The organism is Nocardioides sp. NPDC047086 (genome assembly GCF_040643685.1).
GTDB lineage: Bacteria > Actinomycetota > Actinomycetes > Propionibacteriales > Nocardioidaceae > Nocardioides.
The window spans coordinates 19752-33076 of sequence record NZ_JBEYUV010000049.1 but is presented as its reverse complement, the minus strand read 5'-3'; the positions used below and the strand labels follow the sequence as shown (position 1 = coordinate 33076).

13 protein-coding genes are annotated in these 13325 nt (G+C 69.1%); 8 read left to right on the top strand and 5 right to left on the bottom strand.

What is annotated here, in order from left to right; all coding sequences use genetic code 11:
- A partial coding sequence (locus ABZ796_RS25095; RefSeq protein WP_357340676.1) for a hypothetical protein occupies positions 1 to 261 on the top strand: 261 nt, incomplete at its 5' end.
- On the opposite strand, the gene ABZ796_RS25090 is transcribed toward ABZ796_RS25095, so the two are convergent.
- From ABZ796_RS25090 to ABZ796_RS25075, 4 genes are all read right to left on the bottom strand, one after another.
- Positions 258 to 584 (bottom strand): plasmid stabilization protein, encoded by a 327-nt coding sequence (locus ABZ796_RS25090; RefSeq protein WP_357340674.1) that lies wholly within the window; start codon positions 582 to 584, stop codon positions 258 to 260. The two genes, ABZ796_RS25095 and ABZ796_RS25090, sit on opposite strands and share 4 nt — an antisense overlap.
- Before the next feature lies 1 nt (position 585).
- Positions 586 to 732, bottom strand: coding sequence for a hypothetical protein (locus tag ABZ796_RS25085; protein WP_357340672.1), 147 nt, complete (start codon positions 730 to 732; stop codon positions 586 to 588).
- 28 nt (positions 733 to 760) lie between these two features.
- Positions 761 to 1297 carry a sigma-70 family RNA polymerase sigma factor gene (locus ABZ796_RS25080; RefSeq protein WP_357340670.1) on the bottom strand — a complete coding sequence of 179 codons (537 nt, stop codon included), beginning with the start codon at positions 1295 to 1297 and terminating at the stop codon, positions 761 to 763.
- A gap of 191 nt (positions 1298 to 1488) precedes the next feature.
- Complete coding sequence (locus tag ABZ796_RS25075; RefSeq protein WP_357340669.1) at positions 1489 to 2109, bottom strand: response regulator transcription factor; 621 nt, start codon at positions 2107 to 2109, stop codon at positions 1489 to 1491.
- A 173-nt stretch (positions 2110 to 2282) separates the two neighbouring features.
- On the opposite strand from ABZ796_RS25075, the gene ABZ796_RS25070 reads away from it, so the two are divergent.
- Both ABZ796_RS25070 and ABZ796_RS25065 read left to right on the top strand, forming a co-directional pair.
- Positions 2283 to 2858, top strand: coding sequence for a hemerythrin domain-containing protein (locus ABZ796_RS25070; RefSeq protein ID WP_357340667.1), 576 nt, complete (start codon positions 2283 to 2285; stop codon positions 2856 to 2858).
- 68 nt (positions 2859 to 2926) lie between these two features.
- Positions 2927 to 3124: a hypothetical protein gene (locus tag ABZ796_RS25065; RefSeq protein WP_357340665.1), complete on the top strand. Its 198-nt coding sequence runs from the start codon at positions 2927 to 2929 to the stop codon at positions 3122 to 3124.
- Positions 3125 to 3127: 3 nt separating this feature from the next.
- Here ABZ796_RS25065 and ABZ796_RS25060 read toward each other — a convergent pair whose 3' ends face one another.
- Positions 3128 to 5149, bottom strand: a complete 2022-nt coding sequence (locus ABZ796_RS25060; protein WP_357340664.1) for a M3 family metallopeptidase — start codon at positions 5147 to 5149, stop codon at positions 3128 to 3130.
- Between the two features lie 61 nt (positions 5150 to 5210).
- On the opposite strand from ABZ796_RS25060, the gene ABZ796_RS25055 reads away from it, so the two are divergent.
- The 5 genes from ABZ796_RS25055 (at position 5211) to tuf (ending at position 13300) form a co-directional block, all read left to right on the top strand.
- Positions 5211 to 5708 (top strand): carbonic anhydrase, encoded by a 498-nt coding sequence (locus ABZ796_RS25055; RefSeq protein WP_357340663.1) that lies wholly within the window; start codon positions 5211 to 5213, stop codon positions 5706 to 5708.
- Positions 5709 to 5890: 182 nt separating this feature from the next.
- Positions 5891 to 6676 carry an ABC transporter ATP-binding protein gene (locus ABZ796_RS25050; RefSeq protein ID WP_357340661.1) on the top strand — a complete coding sequence of 262 codons (786 nt, stop codon included), beginning with the start codon at positions 5891 to 5893 and terminating at the stop codon, positions 6674 to 6676.
- Positions 6677 to 6755: 79 nt separating this feature from the next.
- Positions 6756 to 9365 carry an FtsX-like permease family protein gene (locus ABZ796_RS25045; RefSeq protein WP_357340659.1) on the top strand — a complete coding sequence of 870 codons (2610 nt, stop codon included), beginning with the start codon at positions 6756 to 6758 and terminating at the stop codon, positions 9363 to 9365.
- 10 nt (positions 9366 to 9375) lie between these two features.
- Positions 9376 to 11640: an FdhF/YdeP family oxidoreductase gene (locus ABZ796_RS25040; RefSeq protein ID WP_357340657.1), complete on the top strand. Its 2265-nt coding sequence runs from the start codon at positions 9376 to 9378 to the stop codon at positions 11638 to 11640.
- A 472-nt stretch (positions 11641 to 12112) separates the two neighbouring features.
- Complete coding sequence (gene tuf / locus ABZ796_RS25035; protein ID WP_357340655.1) at positions 12113 to 13300, top strand: elongation factor Tu; 1188 nt, start codon at positions 12113 to 12115, stop codon at positions 13298 to 13300.
- Positions 13301 to 13325 lie beyond the last annotated feature (25 nt).

Here is a 13325-nt window from a genome sequence, read left to right as displayed (position 1 = left end):
TCGAGAACACCCTCAAAGAACGGGTCGGCGGCCCAGGCCAGCCCTCCGGGCGAAACGTTCCGGCAGGGAGTTCTCAGCAAGCTCGATCAGCCGAGGAACCGTGTTGGTCTCGACACGCCTCCGCCTAGCGGCTCCGGCGGCTCGACCAGCGGGGCGGGCTGGTCTCGACAAGCTCGACCAGCGGGACTGGGTGGTCTCGACAAGCTCGACCACCGGGACTGGGTGGTCTCGACAAGCTCGACCACCGGCGTACGAACCTAGCGCCCAACCGCCTTCTCGAGCTCGGCCTTGTTCATCTTCGAACGCCCCTCGACGTTCTTGTCCTTGGCCTCTTCGTACAGCTGCGCCTTGGTTCGCCCGCCCGGGCCGCGGTGACTGCGCAAGCCACCGCGGCGGCCTGAGGAGATGTCGTTGGTCGAGGTACGGCTGCGTTCGCGCGATTCTCCTTCGCGAGCGCGCTCCTTGTTGACCGTACGAGCCGCGATCTCCTCGGCGGTGTCCTCGTTCTCACCGCGCTCGAGCAGACCTTCCTTGACGTGCTCGTACTGGCGTTCTCGCTTCTTGCTCCAGGCACGTTGCGGCATCTCAGTTTCTCCTCTCGGTCGGCTGGTCGAAGCGCTCGTCATCGTCGGCGACGCGCTTGTTGCGGCGGGCGTCGAAGAGCCAGGCGGCGATGCCGGCCAGGACGACGATCACTCCGATCACGGTGAAGATGACGGCTGGAGTAGTCATGCCTTCCGGTACCCACCTCGGGCTCGGGTTACGCGGCGACGGCTACCCGCATCCGGCGGATGATCCGGGCCAGGGCGCGGGAGACCTGCACCTGGGTGGCGCCGATCCGCTCGCCGATCTCGGCCTGGGTCAAGCCGTCGACGAAGCGCAGCTGCAGGATCATCAGGTCGCTCTCGCAGAGGTCGCCGATGGCCTCCCCCACCAGGACCCGTGCCTCAGCGCGGTCGAAACCGGCGTCGACCTCGCCGACCTGCTCGACGAGGGACTCCAGCCCGTCGTCCACCCGCTGAGGAGGTACGCAGCGGGCGTGGTCACGGAAGCAGCGGCGTACCTCGCCCGTCGCCATCGGCACGGCATAGCTCAAGAAGGCACCTTGCGCGGGGTCGTACCGGCGAGCCGCCTTCACCAGCCCCATGTGGGCGGCTTGGCGAAGGTCGTCGACCTCGACACCGCGGCCCGAGTAACGGGCAGCCAGCGAGCGTGCCACCGGGAGGTGGCGTACGACCAGGTCTTCCTGCTGAAGGGGAGCCAGAGGCAGCGGCGTTGCTTCCTGTGTCCTGTCCATGGCCCGAGTCTGTCGCGCAGTCCGGCGAAAAGCCCCGGATCGGGAGAGAAATGGCCCCCAGGGGTGAGCTCAACCCCCACAGCGTACTCACCCCTGAGGGTTAGGACCGCGGTCCCAGGTCCGTTGCCGAGACCGCGGCACCGACAGTGCCGACGTGGTGTCACTCCTCACAGGACTCAGCAGGGAGGAAGTCACCCTGCCTGCTCTGTCGATACGGTATCGGTAACCATTCTGGCCCCTACGGATGCGCCCGATTCGATGGATTTCTCGTCGGGCGGCGCGAACCCGTGGGTTATCGCCCAGCTGACCGCCTGGCTACGGGTGGTGACCTGGATCTTTCGGTAGGCCTGCCGGATGTGGCTCTTCAGCGTGTTCACGCTCACCACGAGCTTGGCGGCGATCTCGTTGTTGGACAGACCCTGCGTGATCAGGGCGAGCACCTCGACCTCGCGCGTGGTGAGCCCGGCCACTGTGCCGAGCCGGTCCTCGCGCTCGTCCAACTGCTCGCCGGAGGCGGTGAGCTCGATGGCGCGTACGAGCTCGCCGGCGTGCACGCTCATCGAGACCCAGGCCTTGGCGCCGAGCGAGTAGGCCTTGACGCGCAGGTCGGGACGCATGTCGCGGCTGAAGATCAGCACCTTGGCGTCGGTCTCCTGAATCAGATGCACGAGGTCGGACCCGTCGGCCAGATGCAGACCGAGGGTGTCGTAGAGGATCACGTCGACACCCGGCGCATGGCTGCGTACGGACGGCAGGGCCGTCACGACCAACCGGTCAGGATAGTCCGCGAGCATGCTGGTGAGCCCGCGCATGACAACTTCCTGCGGGCTGACCACTGCTACCCGCAATACCGCCGAACGCATCACAATTGAACTTTCTCAGATCGGTGGTCGGTTGGACAGGTGTATGGCGACAACACGCCGTGGGTACCAGAGTTGACGTCCAATTCAGAAGCCAATTGAGAGCACTGAGACGGGAGCGTCCCATGTCCGATGTGACCGAAGACCTCAAGAAGGCCTCCGAGCTACCCGAGGGAGACGTGGTCAGAATCCTGCTGCAGCAGCATGCCGGTATCCGTCAGCTCTGCTCCACGGTGGCGAACTCCGAGGGACCGGCCAAGCGCCAGGCGTTCGACGACCTCCGGGTCCTGCTCGCGGTGCACGAGGCGGCCGAGGAGCTCGTCGTCCATCCGGTCACCTCGACCCATGGCGGCGAGCTGCTCGCCAAGGCGCTCAACGCCGACGAGAAGGAGGCCACCGAGATGCTGGCCCGGCTCGAGGAGGTCGGCGTCGAGAGCCCGGAGTTCGACGAGACCTTCCCGATCTTCCAGATCGCGGTCGAGCAGCACACCGAGGAAGAGGAGCGTGTCGAGTTTCCGCTGCTGCTCAGCACGATCGACCAGACGTCGCGGCACATGATGGGCAAGCGGCTGACGGCGACCGAGTTCGTCGCACCGACCCACCCCCACCCCGGCTCCGCCGGATCGATGCCCAAGCAGCTGGCCACCATGCCGTTCCACTCCATCGTGGACCGTGTCAAGGACGCGCTCAGCCGGTCCTGACATGGCACAGTGGGTGTCGAACGGCATCGACGACATCATCGAAGTCTTCAGATGGGAGTAAAAGAATCATGGTCGAGAAGGAAACCAAGGACCCCGTGACCGGCGCGGACGAGAGCACCGAGTCCCCGATCCCCTTCCCCACCCCGGAGCGGGTCGAGGAGGAAGGCGAGGAGCGCGATCGCCAGGACGAGATCGAGGAAGAGACCTTCCCCGCCAGCGACCCGCAGTCCAGCTGGGCAGGCCCGGCCGATCCTCGGGACCGCTGACCCTCAGGCCAGGCCCCGGCGCTCCAGCAGCGGAGCGATCGGGGCTGGCCGCCCCCGCCACTCCGCGTAGGACTCCAGCGGGTCGCGGGTGCCCCCGATGCCGATCACATAGCGGACGTACGCCTCGCCGTTCTCCCTGGTCAGCCCGCCGTTCTCCCGGAACCAGGCGACCGTGTCGGCGTCGAGGACCTCGGACCAGATGTAGGAGTAGTAGGCCGAGGCGTAGCCGCCGAAGATGTGCTTGAAGTACGCCGTGTAGTAGCGCGGCCGCACCGCCGGGTTGTCCAGTCCTACCGCCGCGAGCGCGGCCGCCTCGAACTCCCCCACCGCCTCCGGCGAGGTCGGGACATCGGCCGGGCCGAGCTCGTGCCAGGCCAGGTCGATGAGCGCGGCGGCCAGGTACTCGGAGGTCGCGAACCCCTCGTTGAACGTGGCGGACGCCTCCAGCTTGCCGAGCACGTCGGCCGGGATCGGCTCGCCGGTCTCGTGATGCACGGCGTAGTTGGCGAGCACCTCGGGCCAGAGCATCCACATCTCGTTGACCTGGGACGGATACTCGACGAAGTCACGGTAGACCGACGTCGCCGCGAACCGCGGGTACGTCGCCCGCGCCAGCAGCCCGTGGAGCGCGTGGCCGAACTCGTGGAAGAGTGTGTTGACCTGGTCGAACGTGAGCAGCGTCGGCTCACCCGGCGCCGGCTTGGGCACGTTGAGGTTGTTGGTCACGATCGCCGACGGCTCACCCAGCAGCGTGTTGGCGGTGACGTAGGAGTTCATCCACGCACCGCCCTTCTTCGAGTCGCGGGTGTAGAGATCGAGCAGGAAGAGCCCGATCGGCTCGCCGTCGCGGGAGACCTCGAAGACGCGTACCTCGGGGTGATAGCCCTGCAGGTCAGGGCGCTCCTCGAAGGTCAGCCCGTAGAGCCGGCCGGCGGCGAAGAAGACGCCGTCGCGCAGCACCCGGTCGGCCTCGAACCACGGCCGCAGCACGGCCAGGTCGACGTCGTACTCCGAGACCCGGACCTTCTCCGCGTAGAACGGCCAGTCCCAGGCCTCGATCGGCCCGCCCGCCGAGGCCTCCAGCGCGGCCTGCTCGGCCCGGGCGTTGCGAGCCGCCGGCGCGGCCAGCCGCTCCAGCATGTCGCGGACGGCCTTGGGCGTGCCGGCCGTGTTGTCGGCGGTCACCAGGCCGGCGTAGCTGTCGAACCCGAGCAGCCGCGCCTTCTCCGCCCGCAGCCGCAGCGCGTCGAGCGCGATGCCACGGGTGTCGTTGGCGTTGCCGCGCGAGCCGCGGGCGAGCTGGGCCTCGAACAGCCGCTGCCGAAGCTCCCGGTTCTCGAGCACCGAGAGGTAGGGGTGGGCGGTGAACAGGGTCAGCGTGATCAGGAACTTGCCCGCCAGGCCCCTGCCCTCGGCTGCCGCCGCGGCCGCGGAGATCTCCCCCGGGGTCAGCCCGGCGAGCTCCTCGACGGTGTCGACGACCACGGCGAGGTCGTTGGAGTCGGCCTGCGCCGCCTGCCCGAAGGCGGCCTCGAGCCCGGAGATCTCCTGGTTGAGATCCCGCAGCCGTGCCTTCTCCGCGGGACCCAGGGCGGCGCCGGCGAGCACGAAGTCACGGTGGTAGCGCTCGACCAGATAGCGGTCCTCACCCTCCAGCTCGGCCCGCTTCTCATGGACCGCGTTCACCCGCGCGAACAGCGCGTCGTCGAGGAGCATCGCGTCGTGGTGGGCCGCCAGCCGCGGAGCGTACGCAGCATGGAGCTCGTCCAGATCGTCGTCGGAGTCCGCGGAGAGCAGCGAGAAGAACACCCGCAGGACCCGGTCCAGCCGCTCACCGGACCGCTCCAGGGCGACGAGGGTGTTCTCGAACGTCGGCTCCTCGGTGGAGGACGTGATCGCGGCGAGCGCGGCCAGCTGCTCGGCCATCCCCTGCTCGATCGCCGGGCCGTAGTCCTCGATCGAGATGTCCGCGAAACGGGGCAGGCGGTGGGGCAGGTCACTGGGCTCGAGTAGGGCGTCGATCACATCGCGCACGCTATCTGACACAGGCCGCAGGCGTCCCCGCGATATCGGCTACCTTGGCACCATGGCCGATTTCGATGACCTGCTTGCCGCGAACCGAGACTATGCCGAGAAGTTCGGCGACGGAGGCTTCGACGGCGTGGCTCACGCCGGGGTCGCCATCGTGACCTGCATGGACTCGCGCATCGAGCCGCTCGCCCTGCTGGGCCTGGGCCTCGGCGACGCCAAGATCTTCCGCAACCCCGGTGGCCGGGTGACCCCGCAGGCGATGGAGGCGCTGGTGCTCGGCGTGCACCTGCTCAATGTCAAGCGCATCCTGATCGTGCCTCACACCCGCTGTGCGGTCGCCTCCAACACCGAGGCCGAGCTGCGCGCCAAGCTCGCCGAGTCCGCCGGCCAGGACGCCTCCTGGCTCGACCTCACCGTCGTCGTCGACGACCAGGTCCGTGCGCTCGCCGAGGACGTCGCCAAGGTCCGCTCGCACCCGTTCGTCCCCGAGGATGTCAAGGTCGGCGGCTTCATCTACGACGTCGACACCGGGCTGCTCAACCAGAAGATCTGAGTCCGAGCCTGCGACCCTGCGAGCGAAGCGAGCAGGGTCGCAACGCGAGGAGATCGAGCGAGCGCAGCGGGTGAGCGGAGCGAACCCGCGAAGCGGGTCGAGATCCACGCCTCGAGCGACGTGCCGCGCTCGACGCCTGAAAATGCCATGCGCCCCAACCACCCGTAGGCAAGAGTTGAGGCGTGAGCCTCACCGAACCGGCACAGCGTGAGATCGCCGCCCAGGCGATCGACCTGCACAAGACCTACGGCAAGGGTGCCGCAGAGGTCCGCGCGCTCGACGGCGTGAGCCTGGACCTCTACGCGGGGCAGTTCACCGCGATCATGGGGCCGTCGGGCTCGGGCAAGTCGACGCTGATGCACTGCCTGGCGGCGCTCGACAAGCCCACCACCGGCGAGGTGATCGTCGGCGGTCGCAAGCTCGGCAAGCTCCGCGACCGCCGCCTCACCTCGCTGCGGCGCGACAAGATCGGGTTCGTCTTCCAGGCGTTCAACCTGGTGCCGACGCTGACCGCGCAGGAGAACATCCTGCTGCCGCTCTCCCTGGCCCGGAAGAAGCCGGACCCGGGGTGGTTCGACCAGGTCATCGACACGGTCGATCTGCGGCCGCGGCTCTCGCACAAGCCGAGCGAGCTCTCCGGCGGTCAGCAGCAGCGGGTCGCGTGTGCCCGGGCGCTGGTCTCCAAGCCCGACATCGTCTTCGCCGACGAGCCGACCGGCAACCTCGACTCCACCTCGGCCGCCCAGGTGCTCGACTTCCTGCGCCACAGCGTCGACGACCTGGGCCAGACCATCGTCATGGTCTCCCACGATCCGGTCGCCGCCTCCTACTGCGACCGGGTGATCTTCCTGGCCGACGGCCGCGTCGTCGACGAGCTGGCCAAGCCGAGCCGCGAGGAGATCCTGGCTCACATGGCCGACCTGCAGGCGCGGGCGATGGGCCTGGCCCCGATAGGCGAAGGCGCCTGAGGGTGAACGAGCGTCAGCGAGTGAACCAAACCATCGGCACGCCGCCGTACCCTGGCGCTTGCGCAATTGAGGTGGCGGCGTGCTCCGGCTGACACTGCGCAATCTCGCGGCGCACAAGGTGCGCCTGCTGATGTCGACGCTCGCGATCGTCCTGGGCGTGGCGTTCCTGGCCGGCGTACTCACGTTCTCTCACGGGCTCGACCGCACCTTCTCCGGGATCATCAACGGCTCCACGCCCGATGCCCAGGTGCGCCCGGCCAACAGCGCCAGCTCGGCCGAGGCCAGCCGCCCCGGCAGTGGCGGCGCGGCCACGCTGGCGCCGGAGACCATCGAGAAGCTGCGTACGCTGCCGGAGGTGGACCGTGCCGACGGGGTCGTCCAGGGCGCGGGGCTCTACGTGCTCGACACCGACGACAAGCTGGTGAGCAGCTCGGGCGCGCCGACGCTGGCCTTCAACCACACCGGGACCCCCAACCTGCTCGGCGAGCCGTCGCTCGAGCTCAGCCGAGGGAGCTGGCCGACCGGAGAGAAGGAGCTCGTCCTCGACGAGGCGACCGCGGAGAAGGCCGGCTACCGGGTCGGAGACTCCGTCACGCTGATCGCGCCCCAGGGCGAGACCCGCCGCACGGTCACCCTCACCGGCATCGCCGCCTTCAACGGCGGCGGCACCGCCGGCGCGCAGCTGCTGATCTTCAGCACGACCGGAGCCCAGAGCCTGTTCACCGACGGCAAGGACGTCTACTCCGGGATCTCGCTGACCGCCGCTCCCGGCGTCTCCCAGAAGGAGCTCGTCGAGGCCGCGAAGACGGTGGTCCCGAAGGGGTTCGAGGCCGTCACGGGCGACAAGATGGTCGAGGAGTCCGAGGACGCGATCGGTGAGTTCCTCGACGTGATCTCGGTCTTCCTCATCGTCTTCGCGGTGATCGCCGTCATCGTCGGCGCCTTCATCATCGTCAACACCTTCTCGATCCTGATCGCGCAGCGCTCCCGCCAGCTGGCGCTGCTGCGCGCCCTGGGAGCCTCCCGCCGCCAGGTCACCACCTCGGTGCTCTTCGAGGCACTGGTGATGGCGCTGGTCGCGGCCACCATCGGCATCCTCGCCGGCTGGGGGCTCGCCCACGGCCTGGCCGCCGCCTTCCGTCAGGCCGGCCTGGAGATCGCCTCCGACGTCCTCGTCCTCACCCCACGCACCATCTGGATCTCCTACGCCGTGGGCGTCCTCGTCACGCTCGCCGCGGCCCTGCTCCCTTCCCGCCGGGCCGGAAAGGTCCCGCCGGTGGCGGCGATGCGCGAGGACACCCAGCCGCCGGCCAGATCCACCGTGCTGCGTACGTCGGTGGGGCTCGTCCTGCTGGTCGCCGGGCTCGCGATCGCGGCGGTGCCGCGGATCGGGGTCCCGCAGATCACTCTTCCCGGCGGGTTCGACGTGCCGACGAGCCCGGCGCTGTGGGTGGGCGTCGGGGCCGGGGTCTCGATCCTCTCGGTCGCCTGGATCAGCGCGTTCCTGGGCCGCCCGGTGCTGGCGGCACTGCGTACGGTCTCGGGGGCCGTCTTCGGGATGACCGGCAAGCTGGCAGGTCAGAACGCGATGCGCGACCCGCGGCGCACCGGCGCCACCGCGTCGGCGCTGATGATCGGGCTGGCGCTGGTCTCGCTGATCGGCGTGCTCGCCGCCTCGATGAACGCCTCGATCACCGACGTGGTCGAGGAGCAGTTCAAGCCCGACCTGGTCGTGCAGAGCCCGACCTTCACCCCGTTCCCCACCTCGATCGGCGACGAGATGGAGAAGGTGGAGGGCGTCGCGACCGTCTCCCGCTCGCAGATCGCCCAGGCCGTCGTGGGCAAGGTCGACCTGCAGAACCCGAAGAAGAACGAGGTCGCGTTCCTCTTCGGGGTCGACGAGCACCTGCCGCAGGTCTACGACCTCGACGTGCTCGAGGGCAGCGAGGACGTCAAACCCGGGCAGGTGCTGGTCACCGACGAGGCCGCCAAGGAGCACGACTGGCGACTCGGCGACCGCATCGACCTCACCTTCGTCAGCGGCCGCCAGGCGCACCCGCAGATCAGCGGGATCATCGCCCGGACCCAGGTCACCGGCGACATCACGGTGCGGATCGAGGACCTCGTCGCGGCCAAGGTGCCGCGCGAGGACGCCTCGCTCAGCATCCTGCTCGCGCGTGGGGCCGATCCGGCCGTCGTCCACGAGCGTCTCGACAAGCTCGTCGAGGATCAGCCGGTGGTCGCGGTGCAGGACAAGGACGAGTTCGCCGAGTCGATCAAGGGGCAGGTCAACCAGCTGCTCTACATGATCTACGGCCTGCTCGCGCTGGCGATCGTGATCGCGGTGATCGGCATCGTCAACACCCTCGGCCTCAGCGTCATCGAGCGCACCCGTGAGATCGGCCTGCTGCGTGCCATCGGCCTCTCCCGCGGGCAGCTGCGCCGGATGATCACCCTGGAGTCGGTGACGATCGCGGTGCTCGGCGCGGTCCTCGGGCTCGTTCTCGGGGTGCTCTTCGGGGTGCTGCTGCGCGACGCACTGCGCGAAGACCTCACCAGCCTGTCGGTGCCGCTGGACCAGCTGGCCGTCTTCCTCGCGATCTCGGTGGTCGTCGGTGTCCTGGCCGCGCTCCTCCCCGCCATCCGCGCGGGGAGGGAAAACGTCCTCAAGGCGATCGCCTCGGAGTAGGCTGCCTCGGGTGAGCACCGAGCATTCCATAGACCTGCCCGAACCCACCCTCCGCGTCAGCGAGCCGGAGACGGCCGCAGTCGGAATCCCCGGCGTGGCCCACTCGATGGAGTACGCACTGCGCGAGATGGGCCCCCGACGGAGCCTGCAGACGCTCCTCAAGGTCAACCAGGTCGGCGGCTTCGACTGTCCCTCGTGCGCCTGGCCGGATCCCGACCACCGCAAGGCGGCGGAGTTCTGCGAGAACGGCGCCAAGGCGGTGGCGTGGGAGGCGACCCGCAAGCGGGTCGACCGCGACTTCTTCGCGGCCAACTCGGTCGCCTCGCTCAACGAGCGCGACGACCACTGGCTGGAGTCGCAGGGCCGGCTGACCGAGCCGATGTACCTCGCCCCCGGCGCGACCCACTACTCCCCCATCACCTGGACCGACGCGATCTCGCTGATCGCCGACCGCATGCGCGCGACCACCCCCGACCGTTCGGTCTTCTACACCTCCGGCCGCGCGTCCAACGAGGCGGCGTTCGTCTACCAGCTGCTCGCCCGCCAGCTCGGCACCAACAACCTGCCCGACTGCTCCAACATGTGCCATGAGTCCAGCGGCACCGCGCTCGGCGAGGTCATCGGCATCGGCAAGGGCACCGTCACCTACGACGACCTCGCCGAACACACCGACCTGATCTTCGTGGTCGGCCAGAACCCCGGCACCAACCACCCGCGGATGCTGACCGCGCTCGAGTCCGCCAAGGAGAACGGCGCCAAGGTCGTCTCGGTCAACCCGCTGCGCGAGGCCGGACTGGGGCGGTTCCGTAACCCTCAGACCGTACGCGGCGTCACCGGCATCGGCACCCAGCTCGCCGACGTCCACGTCCCCGTGCAGGTCAACGGCGACCTGGCGCTGTTCGCCGGGATCAACAAGCTGCTCGTCGAGCGCGACGCCGTCGCGCACGCGTTCCTGGAGGAGCACACCGACGGCTTCGAGGTCGCCGCGCAGGCGTGGGCGGCGATGGAGTGGGACGAGATCACCCGGCTCAGCGGCATCTCGCGCGAGGAGATCGAGTCCCTCACCGACCTGGTCGAGTCCCGCGAGCGCGTCATCGTGTGCTGGGCGATGGGCCTGACCCAGCACAAGAACTCGGTCGCCACGATCCGCGAGATCGCCTCGTTCCTGCTGCTGCGCGGCAACATCGGCAAGCCCGGCGCCGGTGCCTGCCCGGTCCGGGGCCACTCCAACGTGCAGGGTGACCGCACGATGGGCATCTGGGAGAAGCCGCCGGCGTGGTTCCTCGACGCCGTCGGCGCCGAGTTCGGCATCACGCCTCCGCGTGAGGACGGCTACGACGTGGTCGCCGCCATCGAGGCGATGCGCGACGGCGCCGTCGACGTCTTCCTCGCCCTGGGCGGCAACTTCGCCGCCGCGACCCCCGACACCGCCGTCACCACGGCTGCGCTGGCCAACGTCGGCCTCACCGTCCAGATCTCGACCAAGCTCAACCGCAGCCACCTCCACCACGGACGCGAGGGCCTGATCCTCCCCTGCCTGGGCCGCACCGAGCGCGACGAGACCGGCGGTCGCGAGCAGTACGTCACCGTCGAGGACTCGATGGGCATGGTCCACGCCTCCTACGGCCGCCTGCTCCCGGGTTCGAAGGAGCTGCGCAGCGAGGTCGGCATCGTCTGCGCGATCGGTGAGGCTCTGTTCGGCTCGGACCAGGGCGTCGACTGGGCAACGATGGGCGTGGACTACTCCCGGATCCGCTGGCACATCTCCGCGGTGATCCCCGGGTTCGAGGACTTCGAGACCCGGCTGAAGGCGCCCGGTGGCTTCGCCCTGCCCAACCCTCCGCGCGACTCGCGCACCTTCACCACCGCGACCGGTCGGGCCCGGGTCACCGCCAACCCGCTGACCGCGGTCACCGCTCCCCCGGGCCACCTGCTGCTGCAGACGCTGCGCTCCCACGACCAGTTCAACACCACGGTCTACGGCTACAATGACCGCTACCGCGGCATCAAGGGCGGGCGCCACGTCGTCTTCGTCAACCCCGAGGACCTCCGCGAGCTGGGCATCGCCGACGGCGACACCGTCGACATCGTCTCGGTCTGGACCGACGGCGAGCGCCGGGCCGAGGGCTTCCGTGTCGTCGCGTACGCCACCCCTCGCGGCTCCACCGCGGCGTACTTCCCGGAGACGAACGTCCTCATCCCGCTCGACTCCTACGCCGACGGCAGCCGCACCCCGACCTCGAAGTCGGTCGTCGTACGCCTCGAACCCCGCTGACCTGGCTCGTCCTGACCCAAATCCCCGCCGAGTCGGCTCGTCCTGACCGAAATTGTCGCCGAGTCGGCTCGTCCTGACCCAAATCCCCGCCGAGTCGGCCCGTCATAACGCGCCGACTCGGCGATCCGGCACGTCAGTTTGCGCCGACTCGGCGACGAATCCGGTCAAGACGAGCCGACTCGGCATCTCGCGGGGAATTCCTTTGCCGGGGCCGCTGTTGATGCCTATCGTGATGCGCATGTTCCGCGTGGTTCCCGAGTTCGACCTGTCAGGCACGAGCCTGACGGGCGCTCCCACGTGGGCTCCGTCAGTCGATTGCACCGGCGCTCGAAGCTGACCCTCCTCCTGCCTCGCAGGACCCGCGGAGGAGGGTGGCCCGCACCGGCCCCCTCACCGCGGTGACAGCGCTGTGAGGGCTTGCCGGAGGGTCCTGGCTCACCCGTCAATCAACTGATCAGACAAAGGAACTCTCATGGCCAAGGGCCAGTTCGTGCGGACCAAGCCGCACCTCAACATCGGGACGATGGGTCACGTCGACCACGGCAAGACCACCCTGACCGCCGCGATCACCAAGGTGCTCGCGGAGCGCGACCCGAGCGTGAACCGCTTCATCGCCTTCGACGGCATCGATCGTGCCCCGGAGGAGCTGCAGCGCGGGATCACGATCAACATCTCGCACGTCGAGTACGAGACCGCGACCCGGCACTACGCGCACGTCGACATGCCCGGGCACGCAGACTACGTGAAGAACATGATCACGGGCGCCGCCCAGGTGGACGCCGCGATCCTGGTCGTCTCCGCGCAGGACGGCGCCATGCCGCAGACGCGGGAGCACGTGCTGCTCGCGCGCCGGGTGGGCGTGCCGTACCTGGTGGTGGCGCTCAACAAGGCCGACACCGTCGACGACCCGGAGCTGCTCGACCTGGTCGAGCTGGAGGTCCGTGACCTCCTCTCCGAGTACGGGTTCCCCGGCGACGACGTACCTGTCGTCCGGGTCTCCGGGCTGAAGGCGCTGGAGGGCGACCCCGAGTGGACCGCCGCGATCGGCGACCTGCTGGATGCGATCGACGAGTACGTGCCGGTGCCGGAGCGTGAGCTCGGCGAGCCGTTCCTGATGCCGATCGAGAACGTCGTCACCATCACCGGCCGGGGCACGGTCGTGACCGGTGCCGTCGAGCGCGGCTCGCTGAAGGTCGGCGACGCGGTCGAGGTCGTGGGGCTCGGCGCGACGGTCACCAGCACCGCGATCGGTCTGGAGACGTTCGGCAAGTCGCTGGAGTCCGCCGAGGCGGGCGACAACGCGGCCGTGCTGCTGCGTGGGGTCAAGCGCGACGAGGTACGTCGCGGCCAGGTGGTGGCGCTGCCGGGCAGCGTACGTCCGCACCGGAGGTTCCGGGCGAACCTGCACGCGCTCTCCACCTCCGAGGGTGGCCGGCACACCCCGTTCGCCGCGGACTACCGGCCGCAGTTCTACTTCCGGACCACGGACGTGCCCGGCGGGATCGACCTGGGTGACATCGCCCTGGTGATGCCCGGCGACACGATCGAGCTCGGCGTGGAGCTGGAGAAGCCGATCGCGATGGACGTCGGCCTCGGTTTCGCGGTCCGCGAGGGCGGTCACACCGTCGCCGCCGGCACCGTCACCGAGCTGCTCGACTAGCTCGACCGGATAGCGGAACGGCCCT